The 22,098-nt window shown below is 70.4% G+C and carries 17 protein-coding genes; 3 read left to right on the top strand and 14 right to left on the bottom strand.

The features are described from left to right. The first annotated feature begins 221 nt into the window (after window positions 1-221). A complete protein-coding gene (locus WMF42_RS32310) occupies window positions 222-1,301 on the top strand; it encodes a hypothetical protein (RefSeq protein WP_233561195.1) in 1,080 nt (359 codons plus the stop codon). Between the two features lie 136 nt (window positions 1,302-1,437). On the opposite strand, the gene WMF42_RS32315 is transcribed toward WMF42_RS32310, so the two are convergent. The 5 genes from WMF42_RS32315 to WMF42_RS32335 all read right to left on the bottom strand — a co-directional run bounded on the left by WMF42_RS32315 (window position 1,438) and on the right by WMF42_RS32335 (window position 6,076). Further along, window positions 1,438-2,505 carry a hypothetical protein gene (locus WMF42_RS32315; protein ID WP_437686672.1) on the bottom strand — a complete coding sequence of 356 codons (1,068 nt, stop codon included), beginning with the start codon at window positions 2,503-2,505 and terminating at the stop codon, window positions 1,438-1,440. A gap of 316 nt (window positions 2,506-2,821) precedes the next feature. Beyond that, the gene (locus tag WMF42_RS32320) at window positions 2,822-3,166 is read right to left on the bottom strand and encodes a hypothetical protein (RefSeq protein WP_155798136.1); all 345 of its coding nucleotides are present in this window, start codon (window positions 3,164-3,166) and stop codon (window positions 2,822-2,824) included. A gap of 595 nt (window positions 3,167-3,761) precedes the next feature. Then, window positions 3,762-4,295 (bottom strand): hypothetical protein, encoded by a 534-nt coding sequence (locus WMF42_RS32325; protein WP_437686674.1) that lies wholly within the window; start codon window positions 4,293-4,295, stop codon window positions 3,762-3,764. A 368-nt stretch (window positions 4,296-4,663) separates the two neighbouring features. Beyond that, the gene (locus WMF42_RS32330) at window positions 4,664-5,401 is read right to left on the bottom strand and encodes an enoyl-CoA hydratase/isomerase family protein (protein WP_437686676.1); all 738 of its coding nucleotides are present in this window, start codon (window positions 5,399-5,401) and stop codon (window positions 4,664-4,666) included. A gap of 63 nt (window positions 5,402-5,464) precedes the next feature. Continuing rightward, entirely contained in the window at window positions 5,465-6,076 is a 612-nt protein-coding gene (locus tag WMF42_RS32335; RefSeq protein WP_061606600.1) for a Dps family protein, read from the bottom strand. Window positions 6,077-6,286: 210 nt separating this feature from the next. Here WMF42_RS32335 and WMF42_RS32340 point away from each other — a divergent pair, with 210 nt between their 5' ends. After that, on the top strand, window positions 6,287-10,153 hold the full coding sequence (locus tag WMF42_RS32340; protein ID WP_061606601.1) for a serine/threonine-protein kinase: 3,867 nt from the start codon (window positions 6,287-6,289) through the stop codon (window positions 10,151-10,153). 144 nt (window positions 10,154-10,297) lie between these two features. Here the strand turns inward: WMF42_RS32340 and WMF42_RS32345 are convergent, their stop codons facing one another. Beyond that, window positions 10,298-11,593: a hypothetical protein gene (locus WMF42_RS32345; RefSeq protein ID WP_437686679.1), complete on the bottom strand. Its 1,296-nt coding sequence runs from the start codon at window positions 11,591-11,593 to the stop codon at window positions 10,298-10,300. A gap of 368 nt (window positions 11,594-11,961) precedes the next feature. Between WMF42_RS32345 and WMF42_RS32350 the strand changes: the two genes are divergently transcribed. Further along, window positions 11,962-13,200, top strand: coding sequence for a hydroxymethylglutaryl-CoA synthase family protein (locus WMF42_RS32350; protein WP_061611508.1), 1,239 nt, complete (start codon window positions 11,962-11,964; stop codon window positions 13,198-13,200). 87 nt (window positions 13,201-13,287) lie between these two features. Here WMF42_RS32350 and WMF42_RS32355 read toward each other — a convergent pair whose 3' ends face one another. From WMF42_RS32355 to WMF42_RS32390, 8 genes are all read right to left on the bottom strand, one after another. Further along, window positions 13,288-13,704 (bottom strand): hypothetical protein, encoded by a 417-nt coding sequence (locus WMF42_RS32355; protein WP_061611509.1) that lies wholly within the window; start codon window positions 13,702-13,704, stop codon window positions 13,288-13,290. Further along, window positions 13,697-13,954 carry a hypothetical protein gene (locus tag WMF42_RS32360; protein WP_437686681.1) on the bottom strand — a complete coding sequence of 86 codons (258 nt, stop codon included), beginning with the start codon at window positions 13,952-13,954 and terminating at the stop codon, window positions 13,697-13,699. Before WMF42_RS32360 ends, WMF42_RS32355 begins: the two co-directional genes overlap by 8 nt. A 67-nt stretch (window positions 13,955-14,021) precedes the next feature. Then, the gene (locus WMF42_RS32365) at window positions 14,022-14,894 is read right to left on the bottom strand and encodes a cytosine permease (protein WP_437686683.1); all 873 of its coding nucleotides are present in this window, start codon (window positions 14,892-14,894) and stop codon (window positions 14,022-14,024) included. A gap of 83 nt (window positions 14,895-14,977) precedes the next feature. After that, window positions 14,978-16,366 (bottom strand): NAD-dependent dihydropyrimidine dehydrogenase subunit PreA, encoded by a 1,389-nt coding sequence (gene preA / locus WMF42_RS32370; protein ID WP_061611510.1) that lies wholly within the window; start codon window positions 16,364-16,366, stop codon window positions 14,978-14,980. A 3-nt stretch (window positions 16,367-16,369) separates the two neighbouring features. Beyond that, complete coding sequence (locus WMF42_RS32375; RefSeq protein ID WP_437686685.1) at window positions 16,370-17,776, bottom strand: FAD-dependent oxidoreductase; 1,407 nt, start codon at window positions 17,774-17,776, stop codon at window positions 16,370-16,372. 52 nt (window positions 17,777-17,828) lie between these two features. Then, a complete protein-coding gene (gene hydA, locus WMF42_RS32380) occupies window positions 17,829-19,232 on the bottom strand; it encodes a dihydropyrimidinase (protein WP_437686687.1) in 1,404 nt (467 codons plus the stop codon). Between the two features lie 187 nt (window positions 19,233-19,419). Further along, the gene (locus tag WMF42_RS32385) at window positions 19,420-20,292 is read right to left on the bottom strand and encodes a nitrilase-related carbon-nitrogen hydrolase (protein WP_061611513.1); all 873 of its coding nucleotides are present in this window, start codon (window positions 20,290-20,292) and stop codon (window positions 19,420-19,422) included. Continuing rightward, window positions 20,292-21,740, bottom strand: a complete 1,449-nt coding sequence (locus WMF42_RS32390) for a CoA-acylating methylmalonate-semialdehyde dehydrogenase (protein ID WP_437686689.1) — start codon at window positions 21,738-21,740, stop codon at window positions 20,292-20,294. The genes WMF42_RS32385 and WMF42_RS32390 overlap by 1 nt, the downstream gene beginning before the upstream one ends. Between the last annotated feature and the right edge of the window lie 358 nt (window positions 21,741-22,098).

Consider the following 22,098-nt stretch of genomic DNA (forward strand, 5'->3'; position numbering starts at 1 on the left):
TCGAGCGTGGCGCCCTGAAACGAACGCGGCGACCAGCCGCGCGTTTCACCACTTTCCACTGACCAGATCCGAATTTCCAGACAATCGCGGCCAATTCTGTCGATTTCTTACGCGCGCCCTCGAGTCCAGTGCTGTATACGAGGGGCTGCACATGGGCAGTCCGCGCCTCTGCTGGTGCTTTCGCCGGCGAGCGATGGTGGCTGTCCGGAGGTGCTGTTCCCATGAGATCACTTCTTCGCGGCGTGGCGCTCGCCACGCCGGTCATGGCGATCGCTGCGGGGCTCGTTGCCTCCTGCGCGGACGATGCGCCGTGGCTCGGCGGTTATTGCGCGACCGACGCCGATTGCCATACCCCGTATCAGGACATCCCCGGCGCCGTCTGCACGCAGAGCCAGTGTGTGTGTGTCGTTCCGGACAGTCACATCTGTTGCCTTCCCAGCGAGTCGCGCGATCCGGATTGCGCCGTCGCGTGCAGGCCCTGCTCGGAGTGCGCACCGGGCACCGAGGGGTGCGCGCCCGACGGCGGCGTCGACGCGGGCTGTCAGAGCGACGCCGAGTGCCCGGGACCGCCGAGCCCGGCGTGCGGCGCCGGCCGCTGCGTCGACGGAGAGTGCGAGGTGGAGGTCCATCCCGGGCCGGTCGCCTCGCAGCGAGAGGGAGATTGCCGTCGGGTGGAGTGTACGACCACGGGCGAGCTCTTGGAGCTCGAGGACCCGTCGGACGTCTACGACGACGGCGAGCCGTGTACGTACGACAGTTGCGGTGAGGGCGGTCCAGTCAACACGCCGCTGACCGAAGGCGCGGTGTGTCCGGGCGAGCCACAGGGGATGTGCCATGTGGGCGCCTGCGTCGCTTGCTTCAGCGGCGACGTGACGATGAACGATTGCCCCAACGGTCTGGCGTGTGACGACGTGCTGTGCGTGCCGCCTCACTGCATGAACGATCTTGTCGATCCCGCGCTCGGGGAGACCGCGAGGGACTGCGGCGGTCCGTGCCGTCCCTGCATTGACGGCGAGGCTTGCGGCGCGGGCGCCGACTGCAAAAGCAAGGTCTGCGACGGAGGTCGCTGCGCGCCGCCTTCGTGTGACGACGGCGCGCAGAACGGCGACGAGACGGGGGTCGACTGCGGGGCGCTGCCGTGCCCGCAGTGCCCGGCCGGGCGAGGCTGCAGGACGGGTACGCATTGCGAGAGCGGCGTCTGCGTGGCCGGGGCGTGCCGGGAGCCCTCGTGCACTGACGGCATGATGAACCGGGGCGAGAACGGCGTGGATTGCGGCGGCAGTTGCGCGCCGTGCCGGTGAGCCCCGGCGGCCTGGTCAGGAAGCGAGCAAGGGATCATTCCGTGCGTCCTCCCCGGTGGGCCTGGGACGATGCTCGCGGCTAACCTGGAATGTCCTCGGTCAGCGGCGCTGGTCGGGACCGCTGCCGCGCTACTCCTCACAAACGAGCGAGCTGGCCGTTTTCTAACAGCACCCACGGGGCTGAGCTCGCATACGCTTCGGTCCCGGCGATGGGCAGGACGGGCGCATCCGTGAGCTGCTCGAGCCCCTCGTCTCGGAACCGCATCCCACGCTCGGTGAGGCGGTAGACCTTCGAGAGCATCGGGTGGCCGGTTGGCTTCGGGCCAGGTGCGCGCTCCACAGCGGCGCTCGCATCATGTTTCGCCCAGTGGGCCAAGCGATCTCCCAGGAACAGGTCCCCTGTGCAGGAGACGAGATCCCTCAAGTCAAACCCGAGCTGCGAGTTATTGCAGATCACCTTCACTGGAGTCTGCCACTCCTCCACGGAAAGGATCGCGAGAAGAAGCTCGTCGTATCGACTGAGACGTAGGGTGCCTTCCGCGGTTCTTCTGGGAAAGAAGCAAGAGAGGAGCCCCCAGAGGGGTGTAAGCTCTGGAAAGCCCTCGACACCACGCGTGCAGCCTTCCATGAACGGCAGGGGGTTCTCATCGACGTAGCTCTCCCAGAGGCGAACGGCGCGCTCGCAGCGTTCCACCGGCCAAGGGCGTGCCTTGCCGAGACGGTCGAGAAGAACCTCGTCGGGATGATGGGCTATCGATCCGCAGCAGTCGAATGGCGGTATCCTGGGCGGCCCTGGAAACCGCTTCATCGTGCCGTACACAGGCTGGAACTCAACGACGAGAACGTCACTCCACGGGATCCCCTGCTCCCGCAACCAGCTACAGGTACGCCAGAGGTTCACCCGATCGTCGAGGCTCTCTGTCACCCACAAGACGACCGGCGGCTCCCAGCGGACATCTGACGAGTAGAGCCGGTCGAACCTCTCGCCAGACTCGTCTCTGTCCGAACACTCTTCACATGAAGAAAACCACGTCTCACGCGTCCGGGTATGCTCCAGCGGATCCCGACCGCTCGGTCCCATGAGGAGGCTCTCCAGGGCACGCACGATGTTCGTGGCGCCGAGCTTCACCAGACGCTCTGCTGCTGGCGTGTCGAAGACGACGTGCGTCGCACCGACAGAGATCGGGAGGCCCTGCATGCTCATCAGAAACCGCACCTGTAGCAATCCACGCATGTATATGGCTTGTCTTGCTGACATTCGTCACGACAAATCTCGCAGATACTTATAGCCATGACTGTTCCTACGGGTACAACGCACACCGATAGCATAGCGTATCCACCACCATTGCCGCCTCTCAGGTAATCTCCCGCCCCTGCGGCATCCGTCGGGGGTGCGAGCGCGCCGCCACGGGCCAGGGACCTTCAGCCCTACCCCAGGACAAAGCAGCGCAGGCCGGTCCGGCACGTCGATACTAACCCTCACGTGTGAGCTGCCCACCGTCTCGGATTCATCAACTTCCTTACCCGGCCGGCGACGTGCCACTTCCTTTCAATGCTCGCACACAGCGCTCAGCCAAAGCGTGTATCTCTCGAGCTGCTTGACGCGCTTCATCGCTGTCCAAACCAGGCTCGATCAGCTGATTGATCCGCTTGACCACCTCGAGATTTCCGGATGAGAAGTCGGCCGTTCCGACACCAATCTTGCCCGCCGCGTGAAGCTCAATGAGCTGTCCGTACGCCTTTTCGAATGACGCGAGACCCTCAAGGACGATCTGCCGATTCGCAACGACGTAAGCCCACGCGGCGACAGCACCAACCATGTGGGCCCCGTTATAGAACTCAACCAACAACTCTTCAGTATCCATCACGATTCCCCTCAGCGGGACCCCGCTCCCTCTCGTCGTTGCCACAACAGCACATGCATCGCCCCGTCGACAACCTAGTCGTTCCCAGAATAGGAACAAACCTTTGGAAACGGAAGGCCTCCAAATGGGTAATAGCAATCATCGCCATTCGGGTAGTGATACCCACACATATACCCGAGCATCAAATCGTTACACGAGAACAGCTTGCCATTTCCACCATCAGGCTTGTAGGGGTGCACGGCGAGCGCAACACAACCAACCCCTTTCGCGAAGCACCGCTCTGAGCATGTGGCACCATGGTCGGGCTTGGTACAGAATACTTTCAGACCAGCTTCATACGGAACATCAGAATCGGACGGAGCGTCAACATGCGACGGACTGTCGTCGCCTCGGCGACTCGGCTCCGTATCCTTGCATTCAGTAGACTCCTCGGCTCCTCTCGGCTCCGGAGGCACGTCCCCGAAGTCCCCAGAACCTGTAGTCAGGGTAATGACACCGCCGCCCACACCGCCCGGCCCCTCGCCGCGGACCCAGCACTCACCCACATCGTAGTTACACGCTGTAAGACTGAGAAGCACAATAGCAGAAACCTTGTTCATCGCGACTCTCCACTGAATCTCCAGACAGGTCCAGCAGTGACCATCGCCACCCAATTGTCTCGAAGCACACGGCTGCTTCCACCGACCCAGTCCAGGTTGGCGCTCACGGACGCCCCCAAAACCTCGGAGAGATACCAGTCGGTTTGAGCGTGGGTGCCCGGAGCAACCCCTACCACTCGGGTGCAGATGGCAATTCCGCACACCGGCATCCAATACACTGACAGAGACGGGCCCAGGCTGAATTTGCCTGTCTTCCACGCGTATACAAGGGCGACTGCCGTTCGATCGTAGGCCCCCACCCGTTCTCCGGGAAGGATGCTGAACATGTGGTGGACTTCGAGCAGAAACTCTCTCTCTCGGCGCCAGAGCAACCCGGCAAAAGGGCTCACCGCAAGCTTTGGGTCGGTCCCGATCTGGATTCCACCCACGCTCACGCCACCGCTGAACTCGAGGGCCTTTGCCTGGGACGGATCAACGACGAGCGCGCACGTACAGCCGCACAACAGGAGCACGCCTGTCTTCAGCTTCAAGCCGTATCCCATGTCTTCCCCCGGTCGCGGATGCTTCTCCCCCCGGGACGCGGTGTCAACGGTATCCTGAGCCACAGTAGGTCCTCGCTCTACCCTCACCGGCGCGCCGAGCGCGGCGGGTCGGTGGCTCGGAGCGCCGCCAACGAGCACGACACCGTCTACAACAGGCACCGGCCGGCATCCCCCCACCGCCCGCTGCACGCCGGCCACGGTCCCCCCACCGCCCCCTGCATGCCGCCGCCGGTCCCCCCACCGCCCGCTGCACGCCGGCCACGGTCCCCCCACCGCCCCCTGCACGCGATTCAGGCCGCGCCCATCCAGAGGCCGACCACCGCCGCGACGGCGCGAGCAGACGGTGGCGCCCTGGCTCACCCCGCGAGCGGCGCTGTCAACGCCTGCTTGGCGGAGAGGAGCGCGTCGACGAAGGCCTCCCGCTCCTCGGGCGACGGCGCTGCGATCCGCTCCCACGCCTCTTTACGGTGGCTCGCCTTGACGAAGCGGAACGCCGCCGCGGGGCGGCTGCACGCCGTGGCGAGCCAGCGGCGCGCGTCCTCTAGCGGATCGGCCGAGAGCGCGTCGCCGACGCCCATCTCGAAGACCTCCGTGGGAGAATGGCTGTCCGCCCCGAAGACGAGCCTCCGGAACGCGCGGGTGGGACAGGCGGCGCGGACGATCTCGAAGGCGACGCGCGGAAACGGGATCCCCACGGCGAGCTCGGGCAGCCCGAACTTGTTGTCGCCGTCGCCGAGCGCGACGTAGTCGGCGCACATCGCGAGCACCGCGCCGCCCGCGAGCGCGTGGCCGTGCACGGCGGCGGCGAAGGGCTTCGGGAAGCGGAACGCAGCGCCGAAGGCGGCGTCGAAATCGTCGAGGAAGCCCGCGAGCCGCTCTCGATCGAGCGACGCCACCTCGCGCAGATCGAGCCCCGCGGACAGGCACTTGCCGGCGCCGCGGACGAGGACGCCACTCACGGAGTCGTCCTCCGCGAGCCGCCGGAAGACGTCGGCCATCTCGCGGAGCAACGCCTGGCTCATCGCATTGACCTTGGGCCGATTCAACACGACCTCGGCGACGCCACCGCTCTTCAGCACCTCGATGAATTGCATGGCGAGAGCATCGCCCACGCCCGATCACGGCGCAAGATCGCGCGCCCGGCGCCGTGGCTTCGCCTACCTCGCCCGGACGAGCGGCGTGTCCACCAGGTGCTCGGACAGGAACCACACCTGCATCTCGTTGACGCGCACGACCTCGCTGATGAGCAGGTCGTCGGTCCCGGCGTCCCCGGCCTCACCCGCCTTGCTGGCCGCCTCGCGCGCCTCGAGCAGGATCTGCTCGTGCGCCTCGAGCAGCCGCGAGATCTGCACCGGCACCTCCTCGCGCCCCCGCGGCGGCCGCTCGATCTTCGTCATCTCCGCGACGTCGTGCGGCATCGCGATCGCGATCCCGCCGAGCGTCTGCACCCGCTCGGCCACCTCGTCGACGAGCTTGGCCTGCTCCTCATAGTGCTTGTCGAGGAGCAGGTGCAGCGAATAGAAGGTCGCCCCCGACACCTGCCAGTGGTGCTTCTTGTACATGTCGCGCAGCGCCATCGTGTCGCTCAGGACCTGATTGAGCGCCTTGACGCTCGCCGCGCGCACGTCGTCGTTCAGGCCGAGCGGATAGCGCGCCAGCGCCCCGTAGGGCTGAATCTCCTCCCCGCGCTGACGGAAGATCGGTTGAGCCTCGGGCCCCGGACGGCCGTCCCCGGTCGTCTGCTCGCGAAACTGGGTCATGGTTGCCATGGTCGTTCCTCCCGCTACAAGGCCTTCTTCACGTTCGAATCGCCCGTTGGCAACCCCGCCCCGCGCGCCGCGGCGCCGCCTCGCGCGGGTTTCCTCAACGGGTGCGCCGCCTTGCGCGTCGCGCGCGGCCCGAATGAGCACTGGACGCAGCGCTCGCCTCGCTGGCAGGCTGGCAGCCGGTGAGGACCATCCTCGGGGTCCCGGCGAGCGATGCAGGCAGGAGACATCATAGACGGCCGGTTCTGCATCGAGCACCTGGCCGCCTCGGGCGGCATGGGCGCCGTCTACAGGGCCCGCGATCTGGAGACCGGCCAGCCGGCGGCGATGAAGCTCCTGACCGCCGAGGGCGCGCAGCACCTCGGCCGCTTCGCGCGCGAGGCGCAGGCGCTCGCGGCCGCCCGCGTGCCCGGCGTCGTGCGGTACGTCGCGCACGGCGCGACCGCGTGGGGGCAGCCGTACATCGCCATGGAATGGCTCGACGGCGAGACGCTGTCCGACCGAATCACGCGCACCGGGCTCACCCTCGAGGAGACCGTCACGCTCGGCCTCCACGTCGCGACGACGCTCGGCGCCGTCCACGAGCTCGGCCTCGTCCACCGCGACCTGAAGCCGACCAACCTGCTGCTCGAAGAAGGCGCGCTCGATCGCGTCACCCTCATCGACTTCGGGCTCGCCCGCACCACCGCCGACGAGCCGCTCACGGCCGCAGGCCTCGTCCTCGGCACCCCCGGGTACATGGCCCCGGAGCAGGCGCGCGGCGAGCTCAACGTCGACGCCCGCGTCGACGTGTTCGCGCTCGGGTGCATCCTCTACCGGTGCCTGACCGGCCGCGCCGCCTTCCAGGGCAACGCAGGGCTCGCCGTGCTGATGAAGGTCCTCCTCGAGGACCCGCCCCGCGCGCGCGACCTCAGGCCCGGCATCCCCGCCGCGCTCGACGACCTCGTCGCCCGCATGCTCGCGAAGTCCCCGTCGGACCGGCCGGCCGACGGCGACGCTGTCGCCGCCGAGCTCGCCGCCATCGCCGCGAGCGGCGCGCCCGAGAGCAGCCTGGGCGGCCCCCGCTCCTTCCCGCCGCGGGCGGTGGAGCTCACCACCGGCGAGCGCCGCGTGATGTGCCTCGTTGTCACCCGCGAGCGCCCCGCCGAGGGCGACGCCGCGGACGAGCCGCGCCGCGCGCAGCTCTGGCAGCTCCACGACGTCGCCGAGCAGTACCGCGGCGAGCTCGAGCTCCTCGAGGGCCGGTCGCCGATCATCGTGCTGTCGGGCGCGGGCACGCCGACCGACCTCGCGGCGCGGGCCGCGCGCTGCGCCCTCGCCCTCAAGGAGCTGCTCGGCGGCGCGCCCGTCGCCCTCGCCACCGGCCGCGCCGAGATGGCGGCGCGCGTGCCCGTCGGCGAGCTGATCGACCGCGCCTTCCAGATGCTCGCGGCCGACGACGACCGCTTCCCCCTCGCCGGCGTCCGCGTGGACGAGGTGACAGCGGGCCTCATCGGCGCCCGGTTCGACGTCACCGAGGACGCCGCGGGGCGCGTCCTGCACGGCGCGCGCGACGAGCGCACCGCGCAGCTCCTCGGCCGGCCGACAACGTACGTCGGCCGTGAGCGCGAGCTCGCGATGCTCGAGGCGGAGGTCGATCGCTGCATCGACGAGGGCGCCGCCGGCGCCGTCCTCGTGACCGCCGAGGCGGGGATGGGCAAGTCGCGTCTGCGCCAGGAGCTCATCCGCAAGCTCCGCGAGCGCGGCGACCGGATCGAGGTCTGGATCGGGCAGGGCGACCCCATGGGCGCCGGCGCCGCCTTCGGCCTGCTCGCGAGCGCGCTGCGCCACGCGCTCGGCATCGCCGAGGGCGAGCCGCTGGAGGCGCGGCAGCGCAAGGTCCGGGGCCGCGTCGCGCAGCACGAGGGGCTCGACGCGCCGCGCGTGACGGCGTTCCTCGGCGAGCTCGTCGGCGCGCCGTTCCCCGACGAGAACGACGTGCAGCTCCGGCTCGCGCGGCGCGACGCCGTGCTCATGGGCGACCAGCTCCGCCTCGCGTGGGAGGACTTCCTCGGCGCGGCGTGCCGCGCGGGGCCCGTGCTGCTCGTGCTCGAGGACCTGCAGTGGGGCGACCTCCCCACGGTCACGATGGTGGACGGGGCGCTGCGCCTCTTCCGGGACATGCCGCTGCTCGTGCTGGCGCTCGGGCGGCCCGACGTGCACCGCGTCTTCCCGAGGCTCTGGGAGGGCCGGCTGGCGCACGAGCTCCACCTCACGCCGCTGCCGCGCCGCGCGAGCGAGCGGCTCGTGCGCGAGGCGCTCGGCGCGCACGCGCGGCACGACCTCGTGGCGCGGCTCGTCGAGCGCGCGGACGGCAACGCGTTCTTCCTCGAGGAGCAGATCCGCGCGGTCGCCGAGGGCAACGGCGAGGGCGAGCCGGAGACGGTGGTGGCCATGGTGCAGGCGCGGCTGGAGACGCTCGACGCCGAGGCGCGGCGGCTGCTCAGGGCGGCGAGCATCTTCGGCGAGACGTTCAGGGCGAGCGCTGTCGCGGCGCTGCTCGGGAGCGTCGACATCGCGCCGCTGCTCTCGGAGCTCCTCCGGCGCGAGGTGATCGTGCGGCGGGGCGAGGGGCGGCGGCGCGATCACGCGGAGTACTGCTTCCGCCACGCGCTCGTGCGCGAGGCCGCCTACGGCATGCTGACCGCGCGCGACCTCCGCATCGGCCACGCGCTCGCGGGCAGCTTCCTCGAGGCCGCCGGCGAGGGCGACCCGATGGTGCTCGCCGAGCACTTCGAGCGCGGCGAGGAGGCCGACAAGGCCGCCGAGTGGTACCTGCGCGCGGCCGACAAGGCGCTGCACGGCAACGACCTCGCCGCGGCGATCGCCTGCGCCGAGCGCGGCATCGCCTGCGCGCCGGATCCGGCCACGGTGGGCGCGCTCCGCCTTGTCGAGGCCGAGGCGCTGCTCTGGCGCGGGGAGCCCGCGCTCGCGGAGCAGCGCGGGGTCGAGGCGACGCGGCACCTCGCGCCGGGCTCGGTGGCGTGGTTCTCGGCGTTCACGCAGCTCGCCGGGGCGGGGCACAAGCAGGGCCACTACGAGCGCGTCGAGCGCTGGATGATGGTCGTGCTCGGCACCGAGCCGCTCGCCGGCGCGCTCATCGCGCGGAACGCGTGCCTGCTCGAGGGGGCGATCGTGCTCCTGCTCGGCGGCCGCTACGCGTGCGTCGACGCGCTGATCGACGCTGTCGAGCAGGCGACGGAGGACGCGTCGGCGGCCGATCTCATGATTGAGGCGAAGCTGCTCTACCTGCACGGGCTGCTCCGCCAGCACAACGGCGATCCGAGCGCGTGCATCGCGAGCATGAGCGCGGCGCTCGCGGCGTTCGAGGACATCGGCGACAGGCGCGAGGCGTGCCGGGCGCGGCTCAACATGGGGCTCTGCTACGTCCAGTTCGGCCACTTCGAGGCGGCGGCGGAGGTGCTCCGCGCCGGGCTCGAGGAGGCGGAGCGCATGGCGCTGGACGACCGGGTGCCGAACGCGCTGCAGAACCTCGGCCTGGCGCTGGCCCACGCGGGCGAGGTGGACGCCGCGAAGGCGGCGCTGCGGAGCTCGATCGAGGCGCTGCAGCGCCGGGGCGACCGGCGCCGGGAGTGCGAGAGCCGGCTGCAGCTCGCGCGGGTCCTGCTGCTCGCGGGCGAGCCCGCGCTCGCCGAGGTGGAGTCGCGCGAGGCCGAGGCGCTCGCGAGGGCGGCGCCGGAGCGGCTGCCCGCGGCGATGGCGGCCCGCGCGCGCGCCCTGCTCGACCTCGGGCGCGCCGGCGAGGCGCTCGCGGCGACGACGGAGGCGCTGTCGCGGCTCGAGTCCGACCGCCACGAGGAGGAGGGCTTCCTGGTGCGCCTCGTCCACGCCGAGGCGCTGGCGGCGGTGGGCCAGTCGGCCGAAGCCAAGGGCGCCATCGCGCTGGCCCGCAACGGGCTCCTCGTGCGGGCGGGGAGGATCAGCGATCCGGCCTGGCGCGAGCGCTTTTTGCGCGACGTGCCGGACAACGCGCGGATCCTCGCGCTCGCCCGCGGGTGGCTCGACGAGGGCGAGGCCTAGTGCTGGCCGGGTTGCGTGGGGGAGGCCTGCCGAGATGCCCGGCCCCGGAGAGGGGGTCTACCGTGGGTGCAGAACCAGGGACGATGCTTGGGGCGGAATGGCGGAGTCGAGACCCGGCTCAGCGCGGGTTGTTCGGCCGGGAGATCAATTCGCCGCTTCGGGGTCGCAGCCGTAGAGGACGTCGATCGCCGCCGTGGGGTCGGACTGGACCGCCTGGCACGCGTCGGGACAGAGCTTGATCATGTCGCCCTCGATGTAGAAGGAGCCGGTGGTGCACGCCTGGGCGTTCCGCACCTGATCGAACGATTGCACCTCGCCCCCGTCGCCGGGCGTGTACTGCACGACAACGGTCGAGAGATCGATGACCTCCCCCGGCGGCGACTCCGGCACCGCGAAGTCGCACTGCACCACCGCGCCGGTGATGACGCCCTCGGCGATCGCCTGGAATACCACGTCATAGGAGCTCGTCTGGCAGAGCGGGAACCTGAGGCCGCCGGTCCGCTTGCTGAGCGCCTGGTAGCCCGTGCCGGGCGCGACGGCCGTGCCGCACGTCGACTCGACCACGTCGGCGTCGGCCGCATAGGCGTCCGTGGCCGGCGTATTCTCGAGCAGACCGACGATGCTGTGGAACACGTAATTGGGCGCGGCCGCGTCGCCGAAGACCGCCGGCTCCATGCCGAACAGCAGCTCCTCGAAGTCCGTGGCGACATCCTCCCAGGGCTGCCGGGTGTCGTCGATATAGATGTTGCGCGGCAGGTGGGTCGACTGGCAGCCCACATGATCGTCCGTGATCACGGTGATCACCTTGAGCGAGTCCTCGCGCACCCACTCCGACCACCCGTTCGGCGCGATGCCGAACTCGTCGGGCTGGACGGCGTTGTAGCTGCCGAGCAGGACGCAGAGCGCGTCGTTGCTCCTGATCTCGTGGCTGTAATGATAGAAGATGGGCGGGTTGTTCCCCGGCTGCTCCGGGACCGGCGTGCAGCTCGCCGCGCTGAGCGGGGCGCCGACGCAGATCGAGTCGTCGGCCTGCGCGGTGCCGTGCGCGGAGATCATGATGACGCGGTAATCGATGCCGCTCGCGCCGATGATCGAGGCGAAGCTCTCGTTGATGTTGTTCTGAACGCTGATGATCTCGTTCGCCATGCTGGGCGAGTTGTCGATCACGAAGATGATGTCGACCGGCCGCTTCGTGAGCGTCGCCTCGGCGACCGTGGCGACACACGCGGTGTCCGGCGTCACCGGAGGAGCGCCCCCCGTGTTGTTGCCGCTGCCGACGCCGATCCCGTCCTCGCCGCCCGCGCCGCCCTCGCCGCCGGCCGCGCCCGCGCCGCCCTCGCCGCCGCCAGCCCCGCCGGCCCCACCGACGCTCTCTCCCGCCGTCGCACCTTCGCCGCCTTCCGCCCCGGAGCTGCAGGAGCACCCCGCGGCGCCGGTCATCACAAGAACACCCAACCCAAGAAGCGGAACCACCATGGTAGACCGGGAGAGCTTCACATGAACCTCGAGCGCTAGGGCGCACGAACGCGCAATAGCTAGATTGCACGACTGCAACGAGATGTGGTGACGTATTTGACCTGGACGCGATTTTTCCCGGTGGCTGTTCCATGACATGTATCCTGTGAGGGTGGTTGTGCGCGGCGCGTGAGCCGGTGCGCAACGCGCCGGTGTGCGTGAGCCGGCGCGCGCCGCGCCCGGCAGCGCCGGGCTCGGCGGCCACCGCCCCGCGCGCCGGCGGGCCGGCGGGCTCCTCCGAGCTTCCGCATGGGCTCGATGGTCTCTGCACAATGCTCCCCTAGGATGCAGGCATGAGCGTACGTCCTGACTTTCCCCCCATCGGCATCGATGCGATCGCCCTCAGCGTCCCCCGCCGCTTCGTCGAGCTCAGCGAGCTCGCCGAGGCCCGGGGCGTCGCGCCGTCCAAGTACCTGACCGGCCTCGGCACCCGCCGGATGGCGATCGCGGCGCCCGATGAGGATCCGATCACCCTCGGGGCCAACGCCGCCCGCCGCCTGTTCCAGCGCTCGGGCGCGAGCCCGGCGGACATCGGGCTCTGCGTCGTGGGCACCGAGACCGCCGTCGATCACGCGAAGCCGGCGGCCTCCTTCCTCCACGGGCTGCTCGGGCTGCCCAGCGCGTGCCGGGTGTTCGAGGCCAAGCACGCCTGCTTCGGGGGCACGGCGGGCCTGCTCAACGCCGTGGACTGGATCGCGTCGGGCTCGGCCCGCGGCCGCGCCGCCCTCGTCGTGTGCTCGGACGTGGCGCGCTACGCCCTCGGCTCCGCGGGCGAGCCGACCCAGGGCGCCGGCGCCGTGGCGCTGCTCGTGCGCGAGCGCCCGCGCCTCCTCGAGATCGAGGTCGGCCGGACCGGCACCTACGCGCGCGACGTCTACGATTTCTGGCGGCCGCTCCACCACAAGGAGGCGCTCGTCGACGGCCACTTCTCGGTGCAGTGCTACCTCGACGCGCTCGCCGGGGCCTACGACGAGTGGCGCCGCCTCGACGGCGACGGCGAGCCGCTCGCGCGCACCTGCTACCACGTCCCCTACGGCAAGATGGCCCGCAAGGCCCACCGGCACCGGCGGACGCTGGACGGCCTGACCGAGCAGGCCGCCGACGAGAGCTTCGCCGTCGAGGTGGAGCCCTCGCTCGATCTGCCGGCGCGCATCGGCAACATCTACACGGGCTCGCTCTACCTCGCGCTCGCGTCGCTGCTCAACGCCGAGGCCCGCGCCCTCGAGGGCAAGCGCGTCGGGCTGTTCAGCTACGGATCGGGCTGCTGCGCGGAGTTCTTCGCGGGCAGGGTCCGGCCGGAGGCCGGGGCGCTCGTGGCCCAGCTCGAGATCGATGCCCCGCTCGACGGGTGCCGCCGCGCTTCGGTCGCCGAGTACGAGGTGCTGCGCCAGAGCGACGAGGCCGCCGACCGGCGGCCGGCGCCGGAGAACGCCGAGCGCGGGGGAGCGAGCCTGGACCGCCGCGTCGTGTACCTGGGGCTCGACTCGAGCGAGCGGCGCGTCTACGCGAACGAGGGAGCGCCCGGCGGGTGAGCGCGCGGCGGCGGAGCGCCTGACCGGCCGCGCGCCCGTCGGGCGAGCGCGCGGCGGGGGCGCCCCGGCGCCTGCGCGGCCGCTCGCTCAGCCGGAGGGCAGGTCGGAGACCTTCACGGTGAAGAGCTCCGCCCCGGCGGCCGCCGCGACGAGGACGCGCAGCGCGCCGGCGGGGACCGGCTTCCTGAGCTCCGCGGCGACCGCCCGCGTGAAGGGCGCCAGCGGGGCGATGATCTCGGCCAGCGCCGAGCGCCCCATCACGCCGACAAGGATCGGCGCGCGCTCGCCGGCGGCCAGGGCCGAGCGGAGCGTGCGCTCGGGCTGGAGCCCCGGGTCGCGCTGCTGCAGGCCGACAGCGACGAGGTAGCCCGTCGGCTCTCGCAAGGAGAGGAGATACCCCGAGAGCGACGAGGCGCCGCTCCGCCTCCGGGGGCCGCGCAGCAGCCGCGCGAGCTCCGCGCGGTGGTCCTCGAGCAGCTCGGCCCGCTCCTCGTGCTCAGACATGCTCGGCCTGCCCTTTCTTCGCCGTGGCGTTCGTGGTGAGACCGCGATTCAGCCGGTCGTTCGTCGCTTCATGTTCCGGAACCATGGGACCTCCAGCGAGGGCACGTCGCCCTTGTGTTGGTTGTTCCGGCCACCCCTCCGCCCGTGTCACGAAATCGCCCGCGGCAGCGCGCGCGGGCGCGGCCGCGGGCGCCGCCCGGACGGCCGGCGAGAACAGCAGGTAGAGCCCACCCGAGACGAAGAACCCCACGAACCACGCATACGTGTAGACATCGCGAGGACCATGATGAAGGCGCCGCCGACCCGGGCGAGCAGCTTCACCGGATCCCAGATGAGCTCCCCCCGAAGATGATCGGCGTCGCCGACGTGACCGCGACGCCGATGAACGAGAACAGCACCATGGTCGCCGGCAGCCCGAGCGCCTGCCCGATGGCCTGATCGCGCTGGCTGCGCGCGTACCGCGTGAAGTCCGGGATGTTCAGCGACAGCGTGGCCCAGAACCCGACCATCGCGGTGAGGCCCGGCGCGAACACGCCGAGGAACTGCCCCTCCGGGATCCTCGACGGCTGCGACAGCATCGGGCCGAACCCGCCCGCGCGCGCGTACGCCCAGCCGAGCAGCACGAGGCCCATCACGAGGAGGAACGGCGCCGCCCATGTCTCGAGGAACTTGATCGACTCGGTGCCTTTCAGGATGAAATGGAGGTTGATCAGCCAGAACACGGCGAACCCGAGCAGCTCGCCGGGGTGGATGCCGATGGCCCCCTTGAACGCCGCCGACGTGAGCGGCGCCTCGGCCGAGGGCAGCAGCGCGACGAGGAGCTGCCAGAGCGCCTGTCCGCCGAGCCACGTCTGGATGCCGAACCACCCGCAGGCGACCAGCGCGCGCAGCACCGCGGGCACGTTCGCGCCCGTCACCCCGAACGACGCGCGCGCGAACACAGGGAACGGGATGCCGTACCGGGTGCCCGCGTGAGCGTTCAGGATCATCGGGAGGAGCACGATGACGTTGCCGAGCGCCACGCACGCGAGCGCCTGCCGCCAGCTCATCCCCTGATCGATGAGCCCGGAGGCCATCGTGTACGTGGGGATGCAGACGGCCATGCCGATCCAGAGCGCCGTGAAATGCCCCAGCTTCCAGGTGCGCGCCGCCTCGGGCGTGGGCGCGAGATCGTCGTTGATCAAGGACATCGATGCTCCTCCCTGCCAGCTCCGCCGGCGCGAGCGCGCGGGCGTTCGTCGGGGCTCCAGGCCGGCGGGTCAGGAGCCCGGGATCACGAGCTCCGCGCGCGGGCTGTCGCTTCCAGCCCGCCAGGCACGAAGTCCGTCCCCTTCTGGACACGGTCGTTCCACGTCTCAGGCGGCTTGCCTGAAGGCACCTCCCTCATGGTGATGCACCCGGCCACCGGGCACACGAGCGCGCACAGGTTGCAGCCGATGCACTCCTCCTCGTCCACGAACGGGACGCGCGACGGCGCCGCGATCCCGCTCGGGTTCGCCGTCACCGCGCGATCCGGGATGACCTTCGGGAGGTGGGTGTGGCCCGCCGCGCGCGCCTCCGCCTCCGTCCTGCCGGGCAGGTGGATGCACTGGTGCGCCCCGTCCATGCAGGCGACGTAACAGAGCTGGCAACCGATGCACTTCTCCGGGCTGATGTCCGCCACGACGCGGTACGAGAGGTCGAGATCCCCCCACTCCTGCACCTGCGGCACGGCCCTGCCGCGGAGCTCGCTCACCGAGCGCATCCCGTGCTCGTCCAGCCAGTCGCTGAGCCCCTCGATCATCTCCTCGACGATGCGGTAGCCGTGGTGCATCACCGCGGTGCACACCTGCACGCTCGTCGCGCCGAGCGCGATGAACTCCGCTGCGTCGCGGGCGCTCGAGATGCCGCCGATGCCCGAGATGGGCAGCCGGCCGATCTCGGGGTGGCGCGCGAGCTGGCTCAGCATGTGGAGCGCGATCGGCTTGACCGCGGGCCCGCAATACCCGCCGTTGGTCGACGCGCCGCCGACCCGCGGGAGCGGGACCATCCGCTCCAGATCGACCCCCATCAGCGACTTGATCGTGTTGATCAGCGAGATGCCGTGCGCCCCGGAGCGGAGCGCCGCCTCGCCCGGCTCGAGGATGTCGCCGACGTTCGGCGTCAGCTTCACGATGACGGGCGTCGTCGCGAACTCGACAGCCCAGCGCGCGATCTCCTGGAGGACGGCCGGCTCGTTGCCGACCGCCGAGCCCATGCCGCGCTCGCACATCCCGTGCGGGCAGCCGAAGTTCAGCTCGAGCCCGTCGGCGCCCGTGTCCTCGGCCTTGCGGATGATCTCGCGCCACTCGTCCTTCGTCTCGACCATGAGCGACGCGATCAGCGCGTGGCCGGGGTAGCGCCGCTTGACCTCGCGCATCTCCCGCAGGTTCACCTCGAGCGGGCGGTCGGTGATGAGCTCGACGTTGTTGAGCCCCATGAGCCGCATCGTGCCGTAATCGATGCCACCGAACCGGCTCGACACGTTGACGATCGGGTTTCCGAGCGTTTTCCAGACGGCGCCGCCCCAGCCGGCGTCGAAGGCGCGCCGCACCTGATCTCCGGTGTTGGTCGGCGGCGCCGACGCGAGCCAGAACGGGTTCGGGCTCTTGATCCCGGCGAAGTCGATAGAGAGGTCGGCCATCGCTCAGCTCCCCTGGGGTGCGGGCCCGGGCGCCGCGCCGCCCGCCCGCTGCATCATCGCCTCGTGCATCGCGCGCGCGGCGATCTTCGCCTCGGCGACCGCGTTGACGACCTCCTTGCCGCCGTTCACGCAGTCGCCGCCGCTGTAGACCCGCGGGTTGCCCGTGCGGTGCGTCGCCGGGTCGACCACCACGCGCCCCCTCGCGTCGAGCGCCACGCCCTCGAACGCGAGCGCCACCCGCGTCGCCCGGCTCTGCCCGATCGCGACAGCGATGAGGTCCGCCGGCACGAGCTCCTCCGCGGCCTGCGCGGCGCCCTGCGGCGCCGCCCGCCGCGCCCCCGCGTCCGCGGGCGCGACCCGCAGCGCCACGGGCCGCCCGCCCTCGCGCACCACCTCGATAGGCACCCGGTTCTCGATGAGCCGCGCGCCCGCGATCCGCGCGCCCTCGAGCTCGTGCGCGTAGCCCGACATCTCGGCCTCGGACCGGCGGTACACGATCGCCACGTCGACCCCGAGCAGCGCGAGCTCGTGGGCCACGTCGAGCGCCGTGTTGCCGCCGCCGACGACGGCCGCGCGCCGCACGCCGGTGAGCCCGAGGCGCGGATCGGCCTTGAGCCGCTCGATGAACGCTGTCGCGCCCACCACGCCCTCGCCGTCCTCCCCGGGGATGCCGAGGCGCGCGTCGTCGCCCAGGCCGAGCCCCAGGAAGACAGCGTCGTGCTCGGCGAGCAGGTCGCGCGCCGCGATCTCGCCCGGCGCGGTCGCCTCCTCGACGACCGACACGCCGGTGCGGAGCTCGATGTCCCCGAGCGACAGCACCCACTCGAGCTCGCGGAGCGCCTCGTCCCCCTTCATCTTGTACGGCGCGATCCCGAGCGTGTTCAGCCCGCCGGGGATCGCCTTGCGCTCGTAGATCACAGCGCGGTGCCCCTCGAGGGCGAGGTAGCCCGCCGCCGCGATCGACGCCGGCCCCGCGCCCACGAGCGCGGCGCTCCGGCCCGTGGGCGGCTTCGCCCGGAAGAGCGCCGGCCCCTTCGCGAGGGCCGCCTCGACCGCGTAGCGCTGGAGCCGGCCGATCGCGATCGGCTCGCGCCCCCACGCGTTGTAGACGCAGTCGCCCGCGCAGAGCACCTCCACGGGGCAGGCCTGCCCGCACGACTGGCCGAGCAGGTTGGCCGTGAGGATGGTGCGCGCGGCGCCCTTCACCTGGCCGGTCGCGATCTTCCGGATGAAGGTCGGGATGTCGATGGCCGTCGGGCACGCCTTGATGCAGGGCGCGTCGACGCAGTAGAGGCACCGGTTCGCCTCGGCGAACGCCTCGGCCTCGGTGTACAGCGGGTTCTTGTCCTCGAATCGCTCCTCGATCCGGCCGGACGGGAGGGGAGACAGGCGTACTGGGGCTTGGGTCATGCTCTTGCTCGCGCGGTCATGCGGTCATGCGGTCATCAACGGACGCTGGCGGCTAGACGGCCGGGGAGCCCTGGCTCGGCCCGAGCCGGCGCGGCAGGTAGCGGCCCGCGCCGCGCTCCACGTCGAGCTTGCCGTCCGAGCACTGGACGCGGCCGTTCACGATGACGCTCGTCGGCCTCCCCTTCACCTCGAAGCCCTCGAAGATGCTCCTGTCGCACCGGTGGTGGTGCGTCTTCGCGGAGATGGTGCTCGTCCCCTTCGGGTCGAAGACAACGAGATCCGCGTCGCCGCCCGGCACGATCGAGCCCTTGCGCGGGTACAGCCCGAAGATCTTGGCCGGCTGCGTGGAGAAGAGGTCGACGAAGCGGTGGACGTCGATGCGCCCCTCGAGCACCCCGTAGGTCCAGAGCAGGGCGAGGCGGTTCTCGATGCCGGCGGCGCCGTTCGGGATCCTCGTGAAATCGTCCTTGCCCATGTCCTTCTGGCCGACCTGGTTGAAGGGGCAGTGGTCGGTCGCCACAGTCTGGATGAGCCCCGACGACAGCGCGGCCCACAGCGCGTCCTGGTGGCCCTTCGGCCGGATCGGCGGGCTCATCACGTAGGCCGCCCCCTCGAAGTCGGGCTTTTCGTAGACCGAGTCGTCGAGCAGGAGGTACTGCGGGCACGTCTCGGCCATGACCACCTGCCCCCGGCCCCGCGCCTCGGCGACCGCGGCGAGGGCCTCCTTGCAGGTGAGGTGGACGATGTAGATCGGCTCGCCGAGCACCCGCGCGAGCATGATCGCGCGCCCCGTCGCCTCCCCCTCGATCGGCGAGGGCCGGCTCTGGGCGTGGTAGCGCGGGTGCGTCTTGCCCTCCTTCAAGAGCTTCTTCTGGAGCGCGACAACCGCGTCCCCGTGCTCGGCGTGGACGGTCACGAGCGCGCCGAGGTCCTTGGCGGCCGCCATCACCTGGATGAGCTCCGGATCGTCGACGCCGATGGCCCCGCGGTAGGCCATGAAGGTCTTGAACGACGGGATGCCGTGCTCGCGCGTGCACACGGCCATCTCGGAGAGGGTGTCGTCGCCGAACCAGGTGACGGCCATGTGGAAGGCGTAGTCGGCGACCGCCTTCTTCGCCTTCTCGTTCCACATCGCGAGCCCGTCGAGCAGCGGCTGCCCGCGGCTCGGGATCACGAAATCGATGATCGAGGTCGTGCCCCCGGCGACGCCCGCCGCGGTGCCGGTCTCGAAATCGTCCGAGCTCTCCGTCCCCATGAACGGCAGCTCCATGTGCACGTGCGCGTCGACGCCTCCAGGGAAGACGAGCTGGCCCGAGGCGTCGATCACCGTGTCTCCCGCCCGCTCCTTCGCGAGCCCCGGGCCGACGGCGACGATCTTCCCGTCCTCGCAGTAGACGTCCCCGATGAACCGGTCGCTCGCCGTGATGATCTCGCCGTTCTTGATCAGGATGCCCATGTTGCCTCTCCGCGGGTGCGCGCCCGGGCGGCGCGTCCCCTGCGGGGGGCGGCGCCGCCATGGCGAGGGAAACGCCGGGGGAGATGCCGACAGCGACCAGCGCCCCGGCGCTGCTGGTGCCTCCGCGGTGGGCCTCGCAGGGCCCTTCGTCGAGCGACCGCCGCCCTCCCGCCGCGGCCGAGGGCCGTCAGGGGAGCTGCTTCGTGAGCTCACCGTAGCTCTCGGGCCGGCGGTCGCGGTAGAACTGCCACGTCCTCCGGACCTCCTCGATCATGTCGAGGTTCATCTCGGCGACGACGATCTCGTCCTTGTCCTCGCTCCCTGTCGCGAGGAAGCTGCCCCTCGGGTCGCAGAAGTAGCTCGTGCCGTAGAACTTGCCGATGTTCCACGGCGCCTCGGTGCCGACGCGGTTCGAGGCGGCGATGAAGTAGCCGTTGGCCACGGCGTGCGCGGGCTGCTCGAGCTTCCAGAGGTACTGGGAGAGCCCTGCCACCGTCGCCGACGGGTTCCACACGATCTCGGCGCCGTTCAGGCCGAGCAGCCGCGCCCCCTCCGGGAAGTGGCGATCGTAACAGATGTACACGCCGATCCGCGCATACCGCGTCTGGAACGTGGGATAGCCGAGGTTCCCCGGCTTGAAGAAGAACTTCTCCCAGAAGCCGTTCGTGTGCGGGATATGCGTCTTCCTGTACTTGCCGAGGTACGTCCCGTCGGCGTCGACGACGGCCGCCGTGTTGTAATAGACGCCGGCCATCTCCCGCTCGTAGATGGGGATGATCATCACCATCTTGTACTTCCTGGCGTAGGCGGCGAGCCGCTCGACGGTCGGGCCGGGCACGGGCTCGGCCACGTCGCACCATGTCGCGTCCTGCGAGGGACAGAAGTAGGGCGTGTTGAAGACCTCCTGCAGGCAGAGGATCTGCACGCCCTTCTTGCCCGCGTCGTCGATGAGCGGGAGGTGCTTGTCGAACATCGCGTCACGGATGGCCGTGACGGAGGCGCCCCCGTCGAGGATCGGGGTCGAGCACTGGATCAGGCCGCCAAGTACGTTTCGTGCCATCAGAACCACCTCGTGATGACGATCTTGCGCTCCGTGTAGAAGTCGATGGCCGTCGGGCCGTGCGCCTTGATGTCGCCGAAGAAGCTGCCTTTCTGGCCGCCGAAGGGGAAGAAGGCCATCGGCGCCGCGACGCCGACGTTCACGCCGACCATCCCGGCGGCGACGCGGTGCTGGAACTCGCGCGCGGCGCGGCCGCTCGACGTGTAGATCGACGCCGCGTTACCGTACTCGCTCCGGTTCGCGATCGCGATCGCCTCGTCGAGGTCGTTCGCGCGCATCAGGCAGGCGACGGGGCCGAAGATCTCCTCGGTCGCGATCACCATCCCCGGCCGCACGTCGTCGAAGACCGTGGGCCCCACCCAGTTGCCGTTCGGATACCCCTCGACCTTCGCGTCCCGGCCGTCGAGGAGCAGCGTCGCCCCCTCGGACACGCCCTTGCTGATGTACGAGACCACCCGGTCGCGGTGCGCCGCCGAGATCAAAGGGCCCATGCTCACGCCCTGCTGCGCCCCGTCGCCCAGCACGATCGCCTGCGCGTAGCGCACGAGCGCCTCGCGCACGGCCTCGTACACGTCGCCGACGCACACGACGACGCCGCCGGCGAGGCAGCGCTGGCCGGAGCAGCCGAAGATCGACTCGGCCACGTTGACGACAGTCTTCAGCCTGTCGGCGTCCGGCATCACAACGAGGAAGTTCTTCGCGCCGCCGAGCGCCTGGACCCGCTTGCCGGACTCCGCGGCGCTCTTGTAGACGTGGCGCGCGACCGCCGACGAGCCGACGAACGACACGCCCGCGATGTCCCTGTGCTCGCAGAAAGCGTTCACGACGTCGCGGCCGCCGTGCACCAGGTTCACGACCCCGGGCGGCAGCCCGGCCTGCTCGATCAGCTCGAAGATGCGCTGCTGCGAGAGCGGCACCTGCTCCGACGGCTTGAGGATGAAGGTGTTCCCCGTCGCGATCGCGTACGGCAGGAACCAGAGCGGCACCATCGGAGGGAAGTTGAACGGCGTGATCGCCGCGAAGACGCCGAGCGGCTGGCGGATCGTGTGGCAGTCGATCCCCGACGCCACGTCCTCGAGCCCCTGCCCCATCATCAGGGTCGGGATGCCCGCCGCGTGCTCGACGTTCTCGATGCCGCGCCCGAAATCGTTCCTCGCCTCGGTCAGCGTCTTGCCGTGCTCCGAGGTGCAGATGGCGGCGATCTCGTCGCGGTGGGCGTCGAAGATCTCGCGCAGCTTGAAGAGGTAGCGCGCCCGCTGCACCGGCGGCGTCGCGCTCCAGCCGGGGAACGCCGCCCGCGCCGCCTTCACCGCCGCGTCGACGTCCCCGGCGGTCGAGAGCGGTACCTCCGCAAGAGACTGCGCGGTCGCCGGGTTCTTCACCTCGAGGTGCGTCTTCCCCGAAGAGCGAGACCAGGCGCCGCCGATGAAGTTTTCCAGCACGCGCATCGCGAAACTACCCTCCCCCGGCGAGGTGGTCACATTGGCAACCGCAGCAGGCAGGGCGCCGGCCCTGTCTGCTGGGCAATACAACCCACCGATCGAGCGCTACATGCGGTCGGGGCCCTCCGTCAAGCCTCGGTGCAACAGCGCATGCGCAGTCGTCGAGCGAGGCGTCGAGCGAGGGAGATCCCTCACGCACATTCCGTAGTATAGACCACAGAGTGGCTGGCAGCCTCCGGTGCAACTGCCCAGCAGCACGTCATGAAATCCTTTGGAAACAACTCGGGGTTATCCTGGGTGCGACAGGCACGACGCGCGCCCGTGAACGCCGTCCCGCTCAGGCGGCGTCATCCGCTGCAGCCCG

Origin of the sequence: Sorangium sp. So ce176 (assembly GCF_051519835.1) — a bacterium.
GTDB lineage: Bacteria > Myxococcota_A > Polyangia > Polyangiales > Polyangiaceae > Sorangium > Sorangium cellulosum_G.